Origin of the sequence: Kordia algicida OT-1, from assembly GCF_000154725.1 — a bacterium.
GTDB lineage: Bacteria > Bacteroidota > Bacteroidia > Flavobacteriales > Flavobacteriaceae > Kordia > Kordia algicida.
This window is the reverse complement of the sequence record NZ_DS544873.1, coordinates 3170373-3189108: the sequence shown is the minus strand read 5'-3', so window position 1 is coordinate 3189108 and position 18736 is coordinate 3170373. Positions and strand designations below refer to the sequence as shown.

Here is an 18736-nt window from a genome sequence, read left to right as displayed (position 1 = left end):
CCAAGAAATCCATGACCAAAACAGCTACAGAAATACAAAAAATATTCTCAGATCATCAAAAAGACCTCGCTTTTATCATAGGAAACGGAATCAATTTAAGTTTTCAAGATGACAACATATCATGGAATGATTTATTGCTAGACTTATGGAAAAAACATGCCGACGAACCGATGGAGGAAATTCCAAAAGGTATTTCATTTGTAGAATTCTACGATGCATTAGGATTGCAAAACGTAACGACTTCGGGTTTTTCTACGCAACTACAAAAAGATGTAAAAGCCAAAATGCGCAATTGGCAACCAGATGATGCGCAGAACTTAGTTTTAAACAAAATAAAAGCATACAATGCGCCAATCTTAACAACAAATTTTGATGATCTCATTCCGAAATCTATGAAACTGTCGCCGCATCGTATTCCAAACACAAGCTTCACCGATCATTATCCTTGGGCGACATATTATGCAGAAAAAGAACTCAATTCTCCACTAGATGGATTTGCCGTTTGGTACATGAACGGAATGGTAAAATATCACAGAAGCATCAAACTTGGACTATCTGAATACATGGGAAATGTAGAACGCGCTCGAAAAATGACAAACACCAACTACGGACACGAAAATCCTGAACTCGAAAATCCGTGGCTGACAAATAACACGTGGATTGATATCATTTTCAATAAATCATTATGCATCTTCGGATTAAGCTTAGATGAAACAGAAGTTTTCTTTAGATGGTTGCTCATTCAACGTGCAAAATTCTTCAAACGTTTCCCAAAATACAGTCACAAAGGCTGGTACATTATGAAAAAGGAAGACGACAATCCAAGTATTATAGGAAAGAAATTTTTCTTAAAATCAGTTGGGGTTGAAGTGATAGAAGTAGAAAACTATTCAATATTATATAATGACATTTGGAAGTAGTTCTTTAGAGTTTATAAGTTGAAAAGTTTATAGGTTTATGAGTTCTCACCCAACATCCAAAACCCAACACCTGTCACATTGAACGAAGTCGAAATCCAAAAACCGTTCGCCACAATCTATTTTCCGTTCGTCATAATTTTGCTTATTTAATCACAAAACTGCGATACTTTTACACTGTAATCAAAAAACAAACAGACATGCAACCATTATTCAAACTCATTTTCAAGCTTGCTTTTTTACTAGCGACAGTCATCGCATCGGCACAAGACATCTCAGGAACGTGGAAAGGTGCACTAAAAGTTCCAGGAATGGAATTGCCATTAGCATTCAATATTTCTGAAACAGACGGAACATACACCGCAACACTAGACAGTCCGAAACAAAACGCCTTTGGAATTCCAATTGATAAAACTACATTTGAAAACAACAAACTCACCATTACGCAAAGTCAAATGGGCATGGAATACACGGCAATGTATGAAGATGGAGTTTTTAAAGGCACCTTTAAACAAGCAGGACAAACATTTCCTCTACATTTAGAAAAAGGTGAAAAAGAAGTCAAAAAAATAAAACCACAAGAACCAAAAAAACCATATCCGTATGCTTCTGAAGAAGTAATTTTTGAAAACGCAAAAGCAGGAAATATCAAACTTGCAGGAACGCTCACATTGCCTAAAGATGTAAAAAATCCGCCAGTTGTCATACTTATCAGTGGATCTGGAGCGCAAAATCGTGATGAAGAATTGCTAGGACACAAACCCTTTTTAGTATTGGCAGACCACTTAACGCGACAGGGAATTGCTGTATTACGTTATGACGACAGAGGAACGGCAAAGTCAGAAGGTGACTTTTCAGTAGCAACTTCATTTGACTTTGCAACCGATGTAGAAGCGGCAATGGCATACTTACAAACACGAAAAGATGTAGATGTAAATAAAATTGGCTTAGTTGGACACAGTGAAGGTGGATTGATTGCGCCTATTGTAGCCGCTAGAAATAATAAAGTAGCATTCTGCGTATTGTTAGCCGGACCTGGAGTTGATGGAAAAGAAGTATTGCTAACGCAGTCAAAAAGAGCTTCCGAATTGGAAGGTTATCCAGCAATTGACATAAAAAATTCTCAAAAAGCATCTGCAAAAGTATTTGATATTGCTGCAAACTATGAAGGTGAAAAGTCTAAAAAAGAAATCATGGCAATATTTCAAGACTTAAAAACAAAAATGACTTCTGAAAAAGCAAAAGCAGAATTTACAGAGCAAGCAATGAATCAACAAGTAGAAATGATTACTTCTCCGTGGATGCGAACATTTTTAGGCTACAATCCGCAAACTTCACTACAAAAAGTAAACTGTCCAGTATTGGCAGTAAATGGCGAAAAAGATTTTCAAGTTTTACCTGAATTGAATTTAAACGCAATAAAAAAAGGATTAAAACACAACAACGACGTTACTATCAAACAATTTAAAAATCTAAATCACCTATTTCAAACCTCAGAAACAGGCGCTTTAAGCGAATATTCTGAAATCGAAGAAACCTTTGCTCCTGTTGCGCTCAACTTCATTTCAGCGTGGATTAACGAACGATTCTAATCATCAATCAATCATAATGCACTTTTTCAAACCTGAGAAAGTGCATTTTTCAATATTTTAGCACATAATTTAACACAAATGGCAGCTTCAAAAAAAGTAAATACAATCTTATTTTGGATATTTCAATTTATTGGTTGGGGATTTTTAACTACGGCTAATGTTTGGTCAAAAGCTTTTATAGTGCCAGAAGACAAAGTAAAACCTGTTTACTTTTTCTTTGAAGGTTTGATATTTATTATTTTAGGAATTGGACTAACAACATTTTTTAGAAATTACCTAAAACGTATAGAATTTATTGAAAATCAGACGCAAAAAAACTATATAAGAGCAATTATTGCCTTCCTAGTATTATCACTGATATTTTCGTTTACACTTGTCTTTCTTAGTTCACTTATATTTGCTTCCGTCAATGGAAAACCTTTAGAATTCTCAATACTTTTAATAGTTTCGAATACGATCAATGTAGCATTATTTCTATTTTTTTGGTCACTTATTTACATCACAATCAAATCGGTAGTACGTATGCAACGCGTTAAAATGGATCGTTTACGCTTGCAAACTTCGCTAAAAGAATCGCAACTCAATACATTAAAAGGACAACTCAATCCGCATTTCATGTTTAACAGTCTTAACAATATTCGCGGACTGATGTTAGAAGATGTCGAAAAATCGAGAGAAATGCTCACAAGACTGTCGGAAATGCTACGTTATTCACTCAACATGAACAATGTAGATGCCATACAAATTGCCCAAGAACTGGAAACGGTAGAAAATTATATTGCGCTTTCAAAAATACAATTGGAAGATCGATTGCAATATGAGCAAAAGGTAAACGAATCTTTATTACAAATAAAAATTCCGCCAATGATACTGCAAATGTTAGTTGAAAATGCGATCAAACATGGAATTGCAACACAAAAAAACGGTGGAAAAATTACGGTAATTGTGACAGATAATAATGAAGAAATCATACTTCAAGTCAACAATACGGGAAATTTAAAAACAGATTCAAACTCTACAAAAATTGGCGTACATAATATCAAAAAACGTTTGGAATTGCTTTACGGAGAAAAAGCTACATTTACACTTGATGAAACAGAAAATGAAGTGCAAGCCATCATTAAAATACCTGTAAATTAGTCATGGAAAATATCACTGCAATTATCGTGGAAGATTCTCGCTTAGCGCGGAATGAACTCAAAGAACTTCTAAAAAAGCATTCGCAAATTGAGCTGATTGCTGAAGCTGAAAATGTAGATAAAGCCTATGAACTCATCAACTCCAAACAACCACAAGTATTATTTTTAGACATCAACATGCCTGAAAAAAATGGTTTTGACTTATTGGAAATGTTAGACAATGTTCCGTTAACAATTTTCACTACAGCATACGACGAATACGCCATAAAATCCTTTGAATACAATGCGTTTGATTACTTGCTAAAACCCATCAATCAAACTCGATTTTCCAAAACAATAGAAAAAGTAATCGCAACCATTGAAAAAGAAGCAACAGATGAAAAACCATTTGAGTTGCATCGTCAAATATTTATCAAAGAAGGCGAAAACTGTTGGCTCATCCGAATTTCTGAAATTGCAGTATTTGAAATTGTTGGGAATTACACGCGTGTGTATTTTGAAAACAACAAACCTTTAATTTACAAATCGCTCAATCAAATAGAAACAAAACTACCTGAAGAAACTTTTTTTAGAGCAAACCGACAGCAAATCATCAACCTAAATCATGTAGACAAAGTGATTCCGTGGTTTAATGGAAAACTAAAAGTTACCATTAAAAATTCTTCACAAGAAATTGAAGTTTCTCGAAGACAATCCTATAAATTTAAAGATATTTTTGGATTTTAAATCTAACAAATTAGATGTAAAATCTTAAAAAAATAGTAATATTTTTCTTTTCCTTACAGCTTTTTTCTAAATTACGGTTTATAACCAAAAAATTAATATCATGAAAAAACAGAGTTTTAAAAGTCTAAAATTAAACAAAAAAACAGTGAGTAACTTAGAACAGAAGTCTTTAAAAGGAGGTGTGATACTTACTGCAGGATGGATTTGTCATGTAACACGTGGTGATTGTGATTTCCCAACAGTAGGACATGATGATGGTTCAATTTGTATAAGTAAAGATCCAGACGCATGGTGCGGAGGAAGATAATCAACAAAGCTGTCTATATAGGCAGCTTTTTTTTAAATCACAAAAAACATAAAGAGCCTGACAAACGCCAGACTCTATCTTTTTAACGCATAAAAATTATGCAACAGGTCCATCTGACGAACTCGATGGCTCTTGGCACCAAAAAGAGTCAGGACAATACCCTAAAGATTCACAATCCTTAGCCAATGTATTATCAGGACAATCCTTTACATCGGCAGTTAAATTTGCGCGACCACCAACAACGTCATGGAATTTCAAGTTAGAAATTGATCTTTTGTTAAGGCTTAACGATTTTAAACTTCTTTTTTTCATAATGATAAGTTTTTGTGATTATACTTATGAGTTATGAATATAAGTTTCTGTTACCCAGGTTTGTAACTTTTAAAATGGTATTGATGTATGTATTATCCGCGATGTGTTTTGGTAGATGCTTTCGTTAAATCATTAATTCCTTGCAATTCTTCTTCGGTCAAATGACGCCATTTTCCAACAGGAATATCTAAAGAAACGTTCATAATTCGCGTACGTTTTAGTTTGACAACTCTATAATCCAAATACTCACACATTCTACGAATTTGACGATTCAATCCTTGTGTCAAGATAATTTTAAACGTATATTTTGTAAGTTGTTCTACCTTACATTTTCGTGTTAACGTTCCTAAAATTGGAATTCCATTGCCCATTTTTTGAATAAAATCGCTAGTTATCGGACGATTAACAGTCACTTCATATTCCTTCTCATGATTGTTGCGTGCGCGTAGAATTTTATTCACAATATCGCCATCACTTGTCAAAAAAATCAAACCTTCACTTGGCTTATCCAAACGTCCAATAGGGAAAATTCGCGAAGGATAATTAATATAGTCAATAATATTATCTTTCTCCACTTTCGTGTCGGTTGTACACACAATTCCAATGGGTTTGTTAAAAGCCAAATACACAGGTTTTTCCTTCGGATCGGAAATCAACTCGCCATCAACGCGTACTTCATCACCTGGCGCAATTTTCGTTCCCATGGCAGGAACAACACCGTTAATTGTTACGCGTCGTTGCTCAATCAATTTATCAGCAGCTCTGCGCGAACAGTAGCCAGCTTCACTCAAAAATTTGTTGATTCTTGTTAATTGTGGTTCGCTCATTTCATTTCCTTTTCAAAGTACAAAGCTAAGGAAAATAACGAAGCTTAACTCGAAATTGAACTTTGTCTAATAAATTGCTTTAAATCTTTTAAATTTCCATTAAAATAATCTTCATCAACTGCAGTTCCATTAATATCTCCGCTTTCGCTGTATTGCCACAAAGACCAGTTGGACCATGTGCTTGGTAGTTTTGGTGAAGAAGCATAACTAGCAACCCAAAGTGGATATTTTGCAAATCGGGAATCATTCAAATAACTATCGCCCGTACTTTGATTGGTATAAATAATTGGCGTTCGCTGATATTTCTGCTCAAGCAATTCTAAAAAATCGAGCAAATCATCTATAATTTGTGCATGATCGGAAGTTTTAATACTTGCATTTTCAAAATCAACCACAGGCGGCAATGCATCTGAAGGAAAATCATTTCCAACCACATTAAAAAAGTTATCTGCTTGTGATTGTGGTGCATCATTTGTATAATAAAAATGGTACGTTCCTCTGATAAATCCTTGTTGTGGAATCTTTTCCCAGTTGTGTGGAAAATCTGGATCTTGAATCGTAATTCCACCAGTAGCTTTACAAATTACAAATGATAAATCGGTATTTTCTGTGTTAATAGAATCGATTAAATTCCCTTGATTGTACGAAATATCAATTCCTTTGGCGTAGTCTGACATGGTAGTAGTTTTTAGTAGTTGATTCATACTTTACTAAAAACAAGTTACCAAAAAATAATCCGAAGGCAAAAAAAGTATGATTAATCAAGTAGAAATACGTATAAATTTCTGCCTTTTCCATGCGCTTCTTCGTCTGTAATATAAACTGTATTATTATCTTTAAAGCAAATACCTTCTTTTTGTGATTCATGTTTGAGGTCGAATTTGGTCATTTTTCCACTCAAAAAATCATCGCCTTTAAAATCGGTAAATTGCCAAACAGTTTCATGTGAAAGCAATACAACCTTCTTCCCATTAGGACTAATTGCGGCAGAAGTTATCCAACAATTCATATCGTCACACGTATTAAAAGTGCTAATAAATTGTGCTTCATATTTTCCTTCGGTTGCTGGAATTTTATACAAATCAGTTCGTCCATAATCCTTTTTGGAGCGACTTTTAGTAAACAAATACAAATATCCGTTATGATGAAAAAAAGATTCTACGTCAAAATGACGATCTTTCTTTTTTGGTGGATATTTTTTTTGATTTGGGAATGAAAACTCAATTTTTATAGGATCAATATTTTTCTTTGAAGACAAGTTACTCGCGGACAACTTGTAAATATTTTGATGCTTCCTATTGTTTCGATTATTTCCAAAATCACCAATATACAAATTACCAGCTTTATCTTTCGTTAAATCTTCCCAATCCTTGTTTTTTGCTTGAACATTCAAGGTTTTAGTAATCTTTCCTTCTTTATTCACTATAAATACTTTCGGATCATTTCCACCATCATTTATCATCCAAAAATCATCAGAATTCGGAATGTTCTCCATACCAGAAACTTCTTCGAGATCGCCCGACAAGGTTCCAACGGCTTTAAGCTGTCCGTAATTCACGGTACAATTAGAGAATAGTAGAATAAAAAGGAAAAATTTAAGAAAGCGAGTTTGCATAAAATTTGGGTTTTTACCAAAAATAAAGCTTTCAAAAGGAAACATGAAATTTTCATAAGGAATTAATAAGAGTTTAAGACTTTTGAAAAATTATAAATGATGAATGATGAATTTTAAATTAAAAAGTATTTCTTTACAAACAAACCAATTTTTCAATCATTCAATATTGAATTTTTTAATTTAAAGAAACAAACATGCAAATCATAGATGTCCTTATCATTGGCGGTGGCGCAGCAGGATTTTTTACAGCAATCAATGTTGCAGAAAAACATTCTGAGAAATCGGTAGTCATTCTAGAAAGAGGAAAGGAATTTTTGACTAAAGTTCGAATTTCTGGTGGTGGACGTTGTAATGTTACACACGCATGTTTTGATCCGAAAGAACTCGTAAATTTTTATCCTAGAGGAGAAAAAGAACTGCTCGGACCTTTTCATCAGTTTTGTTGTGGCGATACGATGGGTTGGTTTGAAGAACGCGGCGTAGCACTCAAAATAGAAGATGACGGAAGAATATTTCCCATAACCGATTCGTCACAAACAATTATAGATTGCTTTTTAAGTGAAGCAAAAAAATATCAAGTAGATTTTAGAAAAAATCACACTGTCAAAAATATTTCTAAAGACAACAATATTTGGAAAGTAGAAACCAATCAAGGAGTGTTGCACGCTAATAAAGTTGTGTTTACAACAGGAAGCAATCCAAAAATGTGGAAACTATTGGAAACACTCGGACATACAATTGTTCCTGCGGTTCCATCATTATTTACATTCAACATCAAAGATGCGAGAATCAAAGATTTACTCGGAATCGCTACACAAGCTAGTGTAAAAGTTGTGGATACAAAACTTGAATCTAACGGACCATTACTCATTACACATTGGGGAATGAGCGGACCAGGAATTTTAAAACTTTCTGCTTGGGGCGCGAGAATTTTGGCAGATAAAAATTACCACTTTCAAATTCAAGTCAATTGGTTAGATGAGGTTTCCAAAGAAGATTGTTTGTCTGATATTAAAGATTATAAATTGCAATTAGCAAAAAAAACGGTTCAAAAAAACAATCCGTTTGCACTTCCAAAACGTTTGTGGCAACGTATTATACAAGCTTCTGGAATTAAAGAAGATACACGTTGGGCAGATTTAAATAAGCAACAAACCGAACAATTGGCAAGTCAGCTCACGGAAGCTATTTTTAATGTAAACGGAAAAAGTACGTTCAAAGAAGAATTTGTCACTGCTGGAGGAATTGATTTAAAAGAAGTCAATTTCAAAACCTTTGAAAGTCGCAAACACGAAAACCTGTACTTTGCTGGTGAAATACTAAATATTGATGCCATTACGGGCGGATTTAACTTTCAGAATGCTTGGACAGGAAGTTATATTATTTCGGAAAGAATATTTGATCTTTAGGTTCGCTTTGCTCAATTCAATAATTTAAAAATTCAATGATTTAAGGTTGTTTCTAAGATAAATTTGAGTGTTGTTTGAAACAAATTGCTACATTTTCAAATTTTCAAATTGCCTCATTAAGATTTAAGTATCGCTGTCGCTCAAAGTATGTTCGTATTTTAGTTTAAATTTCCAATTTCTCTTAGAACTTGACTAATACCTAATGCCAAAAAGCTAATGCCTATTTTTTTGCTCCGCTCAATTCAATAATTTAAGAACTCAATGATTTAAGGTTGTTTCGATTTTAGAAACTTTGGGTTTAGACTTGCTACGCTTTTAGACTTGTTTCTGCTTCGCAAAACCTCTTAGAACGCTTTGCTTTTAGAATTTTTCTTAACTTACTAAAACTTTTTGAATCGTCATTGCGAACGCAGTGAAGCAATCTGCTTTTTTTTAATCTGTTTCGTACTTTGAAACTAATTAACACATTTCCAAATTTTCAAATTGCTACATTAAAACTTAAGTATCGCTGTCGCTCAAAGTATGTTCGTATTTTAGTTTAAATTTCCAATTTCTCTTAGAACTTGACTAATACCTAATGCCAAAAAGCTAATGCCTGTTTTTTTTCGCTCCGCTCAATTCAAAGATTAAAAAATTCAAGGATTCAAGGTTGTTTCGATTTTAGAAACTTTGGGTTTAGACTTGCTACGCTTTTAGACTTGTTTCTGCGTCGCAAAAACCTCTTAGAACGCTTTGCTTTTAGAACTTTTCTTAACTTACTAAAACTTTTAGAATCGTCATTGCGAACGCAGTGAAGCAATCTGCTTTTTTTTAATCTGTTTCGTACTTTGAAACTAATTAACACATTTCCAAATTTTCAAATTGCTACATTAAAACTTAAGTATCGCTGTTGCTCTAAGCATGTTCGTATTTTAGTTTAAGTTTCCAATTTCTCTTAGAACTTGACCAATACCTAATTCCCAAAAGCTAATACCTATTTTTTCGCTTCGCTCAATTCAATAATTTAAAAATTCAATGATTCAAGGTTGTTTCTATTTTAGAAACTTTGGGTTTAGACTTGCTACGCTTTTAGACTTGTTTCTGCGTCGCAAAAACCTCTTAGAACGCTTTGCTTTTAGAATTTTTCTTAACTTACTAAAACTTTTTGAATCGTCATTGCGAACGCAGTGAAGCAATCTGCTTTTTATTAATCTGTTTCGTACTTTGAAATTAATTAACACATTTCCAAATTTTCAAATTGCCACATTAAAATTTAAGTATTGCTGTCGCTCTAAGTATGTTCGTATTTTAGTTTAAATTTCCAATTTCTCTTAGAACTTGACTAATACCTAATGCCAAAAAGCTAATGCCTATTTTTATGCTTCGCTCAATTCAAAGATTTAAAAATTCAATGATTCAAGGTTGTTTCCAAGATTATCATTTGATTTTTAAAAATGCTAAATGTCACACTATAATTGCAATAAATAATCCGTTTTCAAAGCAATTATCACATTGATACATTTTCAAATTGACACATTAAAAATCCGTATCTTTGCCTAAATTTTTAAAATCGTCTATGGAAATAGCAACATTTCTGCCAAAAGAATATACTGAAAAGATTGACAACGGAACTGTCACTTGGAAATCGCCAAGTAATATTGCACTTATTAAATATTGGGGGAAAAAGGAAGCTCAAATTCCACAAAATCCATCCATCAGTTTTACACTAGATGCTTGCGCAACGACAACAAAACTGTCGTATCATAAAAAAGCAACAAAAGCCGCTCAATTTTCTTTTGAGTTATTCTTTGAAGGAAAACAAAAAGACGATTTTAAACCGAAAATCAACACATTTTTACAACGAATTGAACCATATTTACCGTTTTTAAAAGACTATCATTTTACGATTGAAACCTCAAATTCCTTTCCACACAGTAGCGGAATAGCTTCTTCTGCATCAGGAATGAGCGCGTTGGCGTTATGCTTGATGAGTTTGGAAAAAGAACTCAATCCATCAATGACAGACGAACACTTTAACCAAAAAGCATCATTTTTAGCGCGTTTAGGTTCTGGAAGTGCAAGCAGAAGTATTGAAGGCGATTTGATTGTTTGGGGAACGCATGAAGATACTGTAGGAAGTTCGGATTTATTCGGAATCAAATATCCATACAAAGTTCACGAAGTTTTTAAAAATTACCACGATACAATTTTATTAGTAGACAAAGGCGAAAAGCAAGTCAGTAGTACGGTTGGACACAATTTAATGCACAATCATCCGTTTGCTGCACAACGTTTTGCACAAGCACATGAAAACTTGACAAAAATGCAATCTGTCTTGGCAGATGGTGATTTAAAAGAATTTATTGCGATTGTTGAAAGTGAAGCTTTAACTTTACATGCGATGATGATGACTTCTATGCCGTATTTCATTTTGATGAAGCCTAATACACTAGAAATCATCAATCGAATTTGGCAATTTCGTCAAGAATCAGGAACAAATGTGTGTTTCACATTAGATGCTGGTGCAAACGTTCATGTGTTATATCCTGAAAACGAAAAAGATAAAGTATATCCGTTTATTCAGTCAGAATTGATAAAATTTTGCCAAAATGGACATCACATTTGCGACAGAATAGGTTTTGGAGCAAAAAAAGCGTAATTTTACAATAAGAAACAGCCTCAAATTGAAGTATAGATGAAAGGACCACTTTTTTACTCAAAAATTTTACTCTTTGGAGAATATGGAATTATCAAAGATTCCAAAGGATTATCAATTCCTTATAATTTCTACAAAGGCGCTTTAAAAATTGATGAAAATCCTTCTCAAGAAGCTATTGAATCTAACAAAAGCTTATTAAAATTTGCAGATCATTTAGATGCTCTAGATAATGACTTAGTGACATTTGATATAGAAATCTTAAAAAATGATTTGGCAAAAGGAATGTACTTTGATTCTTCAATTCCGCAAGGATATGGAGTGGGAAGTTCTGGTGCGTTAGTCGCTTCTATTTATGACAAATATGCACATGATAAAATCACGGTTTTAGAAAATCTCACGAGAGAAAAATTACTTAAACTTAAAGAGATTTTTGGTGCAATGGAATCATTTTTCCATGGGAAAAGTTCTGGTTTAGATCCACTAAACAGTTATTTAAGTCTGCCAATCTTAATCAATTCAAAAGACAACATAGAACCTACCGGAATTCCTTCGCAAAACGAAGCAGGAACTGGTGCGGTATTTTTATTAGATAGTGGAATTATTGGCGAAACTGCACCGATGGTGAATATTTTTATGGAAAACATGAAGCAAGAAGGTTTCCGTAAAATGCTGAAAGATCAATTTATCAAACACACTGATTCTTGTGTGGAAGATTTCTTAAAAGGTGATGTAAAATCATTATTTGGAAATTTAAAATCATTATCTAAAGTCGTTTTCAATAACTTTAAACCAATGATTCCGCAACAATTTCATTCACTTTGGAAACAAGGAATTGAAACCAACGATTACTACTTAAAACTTTGTGGTTCTGGCGGTGGAGGTTACATTTTAGGATTCACACAAAACATTGAAAAGACAAAAGAAACGCTAAAAGATTACAAATTGGAAGTAGTCTATAACTTCTAAAGTTTAGACACAAATGTTATCTAGAAAACGCAAGTTATTTTTATACAAACTCTTTAGCTTGTTTTCCGTTGTAAGAGGCTACAATATTCTCATTATCGTAATTGCACAATATTTGGCTGCCAAGTATATTTTGGCACCCAAAAAAGGTTTTATGGAGATTGCTTTTGATGGGCATTTATTTGCGTTAATCTTCGCTTCTGCTGTAGCAATTGCCGCAGGTTACATTATCAATAATTTTTATGATGCCGAAAAAGATTTAATCAACAGACCAAAAAAGTCAATGTTAGATCGTTTGGTAAGTCAGCGTACAAAAATTGTTACGTATTTCATCTTGAATTTCATTTCGGTCATCATCGCAAGTTCTGTTTCTTTTAATGCTGTTATATTTTTCTCTGTCTATATCTTTGGAATTTGGTTTTATTCGCACAAAATGAAAAAGATTCCATTATTGGGAAATCTTACTTCGGCGATGTTGGCAATTACACCGTTCTTTGCCGTTTTCATTTACTACAGAAACTTAAGCAGTGTTATTTTTGTGCATGCAACCTTTCTATTCTTACTAATTCTTATTCGTGAATTCATCAAAGATTTGGAAAATATCAAAGGTGATTTGGCACAAAATTATAAAACGATTCCAATTATTTACGGCGAAAAAGTTTCCAAAGGATTCATCACATTAGCAGCTATCATCGCAATTTCAGTCACAGTTTTCCTGATTTCTCACTACGACACAGGTTACATGCGTTTCTATTTTTATGGAAGTACCACATTGCTTATTATTTCTGTTATAGTTCTCTACAAAGCAACTTCAAAATCACACTATTTATTGCTTCATAATATTTTGAAATTTATCATTGTTGCAGGTGTTTTCAGCATTCCATTACTCAATATTGAAGCGATTTTAAATAAAATCACGAACGTTTTGTGATAAAAAATTATTATTAGGAATTGAAATTTGTTAAAGCAGAATTGAAGTGTGTTTTTCTTCTCGAAAATTGGTAATTTGTAGCAAATACAATTGCTATGTCATCTTCACATAAATTAAAAGTCGCATTGGCGCAAATTGCTCCTGTTTGGTTAGATAAATCCAAAACATTGGTAAAAATAAAACAGCAAATTTTAGACGCAAGTCAACAAAATTGTGAACTCATCGTTTTTGGCGAAGCATTATTACCAGGATATCCGTTTTGGGTTGCCAATACCAATGGTGCTGTATTCAATTCAACTACTCAAAAAGAAATTCACCGACATTACATACAAAATGCTGTTCAGGTTGAAAAAGGTGATTTGGATGAAATTTGCAATTTAGCCAAAGAACACAACATTGCTATTTATTTAGGTTTAATGGAACGCGCTGCCGATCGTGGCGGACATAGTATTTACTGTTCTTTAGCGTATATCAATCAAGAAGGAAGTATAAAATCTATGCATAGAAAATTGATGCCAACTTATGAAGAACGATTGACGTGGGCAAGTGGCGATGGAAATGGCTTAAAAGTACATCCACTAAAAGATTTTACTGTTGGCGGATTGAATTGTTGGGAAAATTGGATGCCTTTGCCGAGAGCTGCTTTGTACGGAATGGGCGAAAATTTACATATTGCAGTTTGGCCAGGTAGTGAAGTAAATACAAAAGATATTACACGTTTTATAGCGCGTGAATCACGTTCATATGTCATTTCGGTATCTAGTTTGATGCGAAAAAGTGACATTCCTAAAAACATTCCGCATGTACAAGAAATATTAGATAATGTGCCAGATGAATTGGCAAACGGCGGATCGTGTATTGCAAGTCCAGATGGCGAATGGTTAATTCCGCCTGTATTACACAAAGAAGGATTGATTATTGCCACATTAAATTTTAATCGCGTACTAGAAGAACGACAAAACTTTGATGCTGTCGGACATTATTCGCGTCCAGATGTCACACAATTAACGGTAAATCGAGAACGGCAGTGTACAATCAAAATCAACAATTAGTTTAAGTTTTGATTCTGAATGAATTATCTATTTCATATTCTTAAAACGAATAATTCAATCTAGATTCGGTTATGAGTAATTAAAAAGTATCTTTGCAAAAAATTTATAGCATAATTAATAATGGCAAAAGAGCGACACGGTAAAAGTAAAGTCAAAGCAGGAAGCAAGAATCATGGAGGGAAAAAGCCTTTTGATAAAAAGAAATCTTCAGGAGAGAAAAAATCTTTTGACGGGAAAAAGCCGAATTACAGAAAAAAATCAGCGCCAAAGCAAAAAACTTCAAGCAATCCGAATGAGATTCGCTTAAATAAATATATTTCAAACTCAGGTATTTGCTCACGACGCGAAGCCGATATGCACATTTCTGTTGGAAGTGTTACGGTAAACGGAAAAGTGGTAACAGAAATGGGTTACAAAGTTCAATTGACAGATGAAGTTCGTTTTGACGGACGTATTATCAATCCTGAAAAAGCGACTTATATTTTATTGAACAAGCCCAAAGGGTTTTTGGTCACAACTAAAGATGAAAAAGGAAGAAAAACAGTAATGGATTTGGTAGCAACGGCAACCACAGCTAGAATTGTTCCTGTCGGTCGTTTAGAACGCCAAACTACAGGGTTATTGTTGTTTACGAATGATGGAGAATTGGCTAGAAAATTGACAGATCCACATCAAAATGTTCGTAAAATATTTCATGTAGAGTTGGATCGTAATTTGAGTCAGACAGATTTTAATAAAATAAAAGATGGTGTCAATATTCGTGGTGATATTTATGGAGTTGATGAAATTTCTTGGATTCAAGGAGCTTCAAAACGTGAAGTTGGGATTAAAGTAAGTACAGGTAGTAATGGTTTGGTAAAAGCTATTTTTGAACACTTATCGTATACAGTAGCTCGTTTAGATCGTGTTGTTTTCGCAGGATTGACGAAGAAAGATTTGCCAAGAAGTCACTGGCGACATCTTACGGCACAGGAAGTTGTTAATTTAAAAAATTCATAAAAAAATTATTTTTTTGAAATCACAAACCTCTCATTTTGGGAGGTTTTTTTATGCTTACTAATGAATGAATTATTTTTTAAAAAAGAGCATACTTGTCTCTGTAGAATTTTAATTTCAGTAATTAAACATCTATATATCAATATTGATTCTTAGCTTTTAAGCACTTTTAATTAAGCGTTCATAACTTTAAAAAAAGTACAAAAAAATATTAAAGAAAAAATCAATGTTACTTTATTCTTTTGAATAATGATTTTTAATTTCTCTCCCATTGTCGCTCCTTTATTTATTTTCCTTTCTACCTGCGCTTCGTGTGCAATGGTTACATCTTCTGATATTTCTGTTGTGATTTCCTCTGAAGTATTTTTACGGATAAACGCAGCATAACTATCATAACCGAGATATCTACACAGACAATTTGCTACACTACTTTTAAGCGCGACAGTATCTCCTTTTTTTGCCAAATTATACTTATTTCGCAAGCTTTTTTCATGATATTGAAACCGACATTCTTCCATCAAAAAATCTGAGATTTGTTTGGAAAGTCCAGTTACAGACATGTTTGCTCCTGTGGCTTCTTTCACTTCTTTTCTAGCTTTATCAAAAGTTCGTAATACTAACTCTTTATGCATAATATAATAGTTTTAGGTTTCCTTTTTCAATGAGTAAAAGTGATTTAAAACTTGAACAGAACCGGGAAATTAATTTCTATAAACTTTCCCTAACTCTTCCTGAAATTTTCCATTCATTCCCGTAATTCCTCAGTTAATTTGCTTCAGAAATATTTCAAAAACCGAGACTTAAAATCAATTTGATCTCTTGTATTTAACTCGGTTTATTCTTGAGATGAGAAGCAAACTGCTAGCTCCTGGAAGTAGCTAAACGTATTGTATTTGTCTCTACACTTCCCAAAACACAAGGAATCGGCGCCATTTCTATGTCAACCGTGTTGTTGCACACAACTATCTGAGCATTTCTCGGACGGCAACACCTATGTCCAACTTTTAAACTTTAACAAAATGAAAAAATTCAGCTTAATAATACTTACGGTTTTCCTCAATGGAGCAATATTTTCTTGTACACCAACCTCAATTGCCGAAGAAGAAATACAATATGAACAGCAAGCCACCGAAGGTGAAGATGACGAAATGGGAGAAGGTGAAGGAGAAGAACCTGAAGACCAAGAGTCTAAAGGAAATTAATAATTTTGTAAATATATTTTTACTATTTTAGAAGGATGAAACTACTACCAGCGACATCCTTCTTTTTTTTATTATTATCAATCATTTTCATTGCTTGTGAGTCAAGAAAAGAAATAAATAAAGAAATTTCTTCTGATTTGGTAGTTTTAAAAAAAAGGGCATATCAAAAATCAATAGCAAAAGAATATGATAGTGCTATTTTTTATGCAAAAAAATTACTTAAAATTTCAACAGAAAGGAATGATGAGAAATTTACTCAAGTAGCTTATGATCGATTGTCTCGTACTTACGTAAAACTTGAAATATATGATAGTGCTATTTATTATGGTCATAAAATTTTGCAATTATCTATAGATAAAGATCAAAATTCTACCATTAAAAAAGCATATGATAAATTATCTCGCTATCATGGTTTTGATAATAATTATGATTCAGCTATTTATTATGGGAGAAAATTATATGATTTGGCTAATAAAAGTGATGATACATTAGGTTTGGCAAAAGCTAGTTATAAACTAGGTCATTATCGTAAAGAAATTGACAGTTTCAAATTATCATATGACAGTTTTGTTGAATCCAAAAAATTATTTTTAAAAATAAATGATAGTGTTAAAGTAGCAGAAGTTTTATTACGCATTGCTGAAGTTGAAAAAGCATCGGGAAATTATGGTTCAAGTCAATCATCTTCAATTGAAGGTTTACAATATTTAGTACATGCAGATGAAGTAAAATTAAGAAGTAAATTTTATTATACCATTGCAGTTGCAGCAAAAGAACAAGGGAATTTGAAGATTGCTGAAAAGAGAGTCAATGAAGCTTTAGATTTAGCAAAAGATTCAATAGCTTTTAAAAAAATAGGTAAAAATAGAGTAATAAATTATAGGAATACAAAAGCAAATATTTTCAAAGAAAAAGGTGAGCTTGATAGAGCAATAAATATATATGAAAGCTTACTAAAAAATGATTTTGGTAAATTAATTGAAAGAGATGAAGCTCGTATAAATGCTAATTTAGCACATACTCTTTTTTTGAAAGATGGTTTTAATAAGCGTTCCGATTCACTTCTTAAATTTTCCCTATCATATTATAAAAAAGGAAACCCCACTAGAGAAATGATTTCTACAAACATGAAGCTAGCGGAGTTAAATAGCAAAAGAGATAAACAAAAAGCTACATACTATATTGAAGAAGTTGAAAAATATGCTAAAATACTTAATAATAAAAAATCTTTATACGAAGCGCAACAGCTAAAGATTAGATTATTCCCTAATTATAAAAATATAGAAAGATACCTTTCTTTAGAAAGAGAAGTTAATCGAGAAGATAAAGCTATAGAAACTGAAATAGCTAATGCTAAGTTTGATGTTGAGGAAGAAGAAAACAAAACAATTAAAGCAGATAATGAAAGAATAAAGGCTGAAAATAAAGCAAATAAATTTTATAACTTTATTTTATGGTTATCGCTTATTCTCATCATTATAATAGTGCTAGTTTTTATCATTTACAACAAAATAAAGCGACAACATAAAATTGAAAAAGTAAAAACAGTACATGTCACAGAAGCCAGAATTTCATCAAAAGTACATGATGAATTGGCAAATGATCTGTACAAATTGATTTCTCAACTCGAAACGACCGATCCTGAAAAGGAAGTTATTTTAGATAAATTGGACTTGATTTACAACCAAGCGAGAGACATTTCAAAGCAAATTCAACGTATAAATACTAGCAAAGAATTTCCTAGTGAACTCAATAATTTATTCAGAAGTTACCGATCTGAAGATGTAAATGTACTGTTAAAACGATACGATATTGATATTTGGAACGGAATTTCCTCTCATGTCAAAGCAACAATTTACAGAGTGCTTCAAGAGTTGCTAACCAATATGAAAAAACACAGCAATGCCACGCTAGTAGTGGTTTCAATAGAAAAACTAAACAAGCAATTATTTATTCAATATATAGATAACGGAAAAGGTTTTTCCGAAGAAATTTCAAAAAATGGACTGCAAAATGCGGAAAACCGTATTCATGCAATTCAAGGAAAACTTACTTTTGATACAGAACTTCACAAAGGTTGTAAGTTTAGTATTAATGTTCCAGTATGATA

Annotated in this window: 18 protein-coding genes; 13 read left to right on the top strand and 5 right to left on the bottom strand. The window is 32.9% G+C overall.

Annotated elements, in window-relative coordinates; all coding sequences use genetic code 11:
• The first annotated feature begins 11 nt into the window (after positions 1 to 11).
• From KAOT1_RS13630 to KAOT1_RS13610, 5 genes are all read left to right on the top strand, one after another.
• Positions 12 to 920 carry an SIR2 family protein gene (locus KAOT1_RS13630; RefSeq protein WP_007095413.1) on the top strand — a complete coding sequence of 303 codons (909 nt, stop codon included), beginning with the start codon at positions 12 to 14 and terminating at the stop codon, positions 918 to 920.
• Positions 921 to 1117: 197 nt separating this feature from the next.
• Complete coding sequence (locus tag KAOT1_RS13625) at positions 1118 to 2509, top strand: alpha/beta hydrolase family protein (RefSeq protein WP_007095412.1); 1392 nt, start codon at positions 1118 to 1120, stop codon at positions 2507 to 2509.
• 78 nt (positions 2510 to 2587) lie between these two features.
• Positions 2588 to 3649 (top strand): sensor histidine kinase, encoded by a 1062-nt coding sequence (locus KAOT1_RS13620; RefSeq protein WP_007095411.1) that lies wholly within the window; start codon positions 2588 to 2590, stop codon positions 3647 to 3649.
• A 2-nt stretch (positions 3650 to 3651) separates the two neighbouring features.
• Positions 3652 to 4374, top strand: coding sequence for a LytR/AlgR family response regulator transcription factor (locus KAOT1_RS13615; protein ID WP_007095410.1), 723 nt, complete (start codon positions 3652 to 3654; stop codon positions 4372 to 4374).
• A gap of 100 nt (positions 4375 to 4474) precedes the next feature.
• Positions 4475 to 4681 carry a hypothetical protein gene (locus KAOT1_RS13610; protein WP_007095409.1) on the top strand — a complete coding sequence of 69 codons (207 nt, stop codon included), beginning with the start codon at positions 4475 to 4477 and terminating at the stop codon, positions 4679 to 4681.
• A gap of 96 nt (positions 4682 to 4777) precedes the next feature.
• On the opposite strand, the gene KAOT1_RS22385 is transcribed toward KAOT1_RS13610, so the two are convergent.
• The 4 genes from KAOT1_RS22385 to KAOT1_RS13595 form a co-directional block, all read right to left on the bottom strand.
• Positions 4778 to 4939: a hypothetical protein gene (locus tag KAOT1_RS22385; RefSeq protein ID WP_238528703.1), complete on the bottom strand. Its 162-nt coding sequence runs from the start codon at positions 4937 to 4939 to the stop codon at positions 4778 to 4780.
• A 146-nt stretch (positions 4940 to 5085) separates the two neighbouring features.
• On the bottom strand, positions 5086 to 5820 hold the full coding sequence (gene rluF, locus KAOT1_RS13605; protein ID WP_007095407.1) for a 23S rRNA pseudouridine(2604) synthase RluF: 735 nt from the start codon (positions 5818 to 5820) through the stop codon (positions 5086 to 5088).
• A 44-nt stretch (positions 5821 to 5864) separates the two neighbouring features.
• Entirely contained in the window at positions 5865 to 6497 is a 633-nt protein-coding gene (locus tag KAOT1_RS13600) for a GH25 family lysozyme (RefSeq protein WP_007095406.1), read from the bottom strand.
• 80 nt (positions 6498 to 6577) lie between these two features.
• A complete protein-coding gene (locus tag KAOT1_RS13595) occupies positions 6578 to 7435 on the bottom strand; it encodes a hypothetical protein (RefSeq protein WP_040560084.1) in 858 nt (285 codons plus the stop codon).
• A 194-nt stretch (positions 7436 to 7629) separates the two neighbouring features.
• Between KAOT1_RS13595 and KAOT1_RS13590 the strand changes: the two genes are divergently transcribed.
• From KAOT1_RS13590 to KAOT1_RS13565, 6 genes are all read left to right on the top strand, one after another.
• The gene (locus tag KAOT1_RS13590; protein ID WP_007095404.1) at positions 7630 to 8844 is read left to right on the top strand and encodes a BaiN/RdsA family NAD(P)/FAD-dependent oxidoreductase; all 1215 of its coding nucleotides are present in this window, start codon (positions 7630 to 7632) and stop codon (positions 8842 to 8844) included.
• Positions 8845 to 10399: 1555 nt separating this feature from the next.
• Positions 10400 to 11482 carry a diphosphomevalonate/mevalonate 3,5-bisphosphate decarboxylase family protein gene (locus tag KAOT1_RS13585; protein ID WP_007095403.1) on the top strand — a complete coding sequence of 361 codons (1083 nt, stop codon included), beginning with the start codon at positions 10400 to 10402 and terminating at the stop codon, positions 11480 to 11482.
• Positions 11483 to 11518: 36 nt separating this feature from the next.
• Complete coding sequence (locus KAOT1_RS13580; RefSeq protein WP_007095402.1) at positions 11519 to 12448, top strand: mevalonate kinase family protein; 930 nt, start codon at positions 11519 to 11521, stop codon at positions 12446 to 12448.
• Positions 12449 to 12461: 13 nt separating this feature from the next.
• A complete protein-coding gene (locus KAOT1_RS13575) occupies positions 12462 to 13376 on the top strand; it encodes a geranylgeranylglycerol-phosphate geranylgeranyltransferase (protein ID WP_007095401.1) in 915 nt (304 codons plus the stop codon).
• A 95-nt stretch (positions 13377 to 13471) separates the two neighbouring features.
• A complete protein-coding gene (locus KAOT1_RS13570) occupies positions 13472 to 14428 on the top strand; it encodes a carbon-nitrogen hydrolase family protein (protein ID WP_007095400.1) in 957 nt (318 codons plus the stop codon).
• Between the two features lie 120 nt (positions 14429 to 14548).
• Positions 14549 to 15427 carry a pseudouridine synthase gene (locus tag KAOT1_RS13565; protein ID WP_007095399.1) on the top strand — a complete coding sequence of 293 codons (879 nt, stop codon included), beginning with the start codon at positions 14549 to 14551 and terminating at the stop codon, positions 15425 to 15427.
• Positions 15428 to 15597: 170 nt separating this feature from the next.
• On the opposite strand, the gene KAOT1_RS13560 is transcribed toward KAOT1_RS13565, so the two are convergent.
• Complete coding sequence (locus KAOT1_RS13560) at positions 15598 to 16056, bottom strand: hypothetical protein (protein ID WP_007095398.1); 459 nt, start codon at positions 16054 to 16056, stop codon at positions 15598 to 15600.
• A 387-nt stretch (positions 16057 to 16443) separates the two neighbouring features.
• Here KAOT1_RS13560 and KAOT1_RS13555 point away from each other — a divergent pair, with 387 nt between their 5' ends.
• Positions 16444 to 16626: a hypothetical protein gene (locus tag KAOT1_RS13555; RefSeq protein ID WP_007095397.1), complete on the top strand. Its 183-nt coding sequence runs from the start codon at positions 16444 to 16446 to the stop codon at positions 16624 to 16626.
• Positions 16627 to 16661: 35 nt separating this feature from the next.
• On the top strand, positions 16662 to 18734 hold the full coding sequence (locus KAOT1_RS13550) for a tetratricopeptide repeat-containing sensor histidine kinase (protein WP_007095396.1): 2073 nt from the start codon (positions 16662 to 16664) through the stop codon (positions 18732 to 18734).
• Positions 18735 to 18736 lie beyond the last annotated feature (2 nt).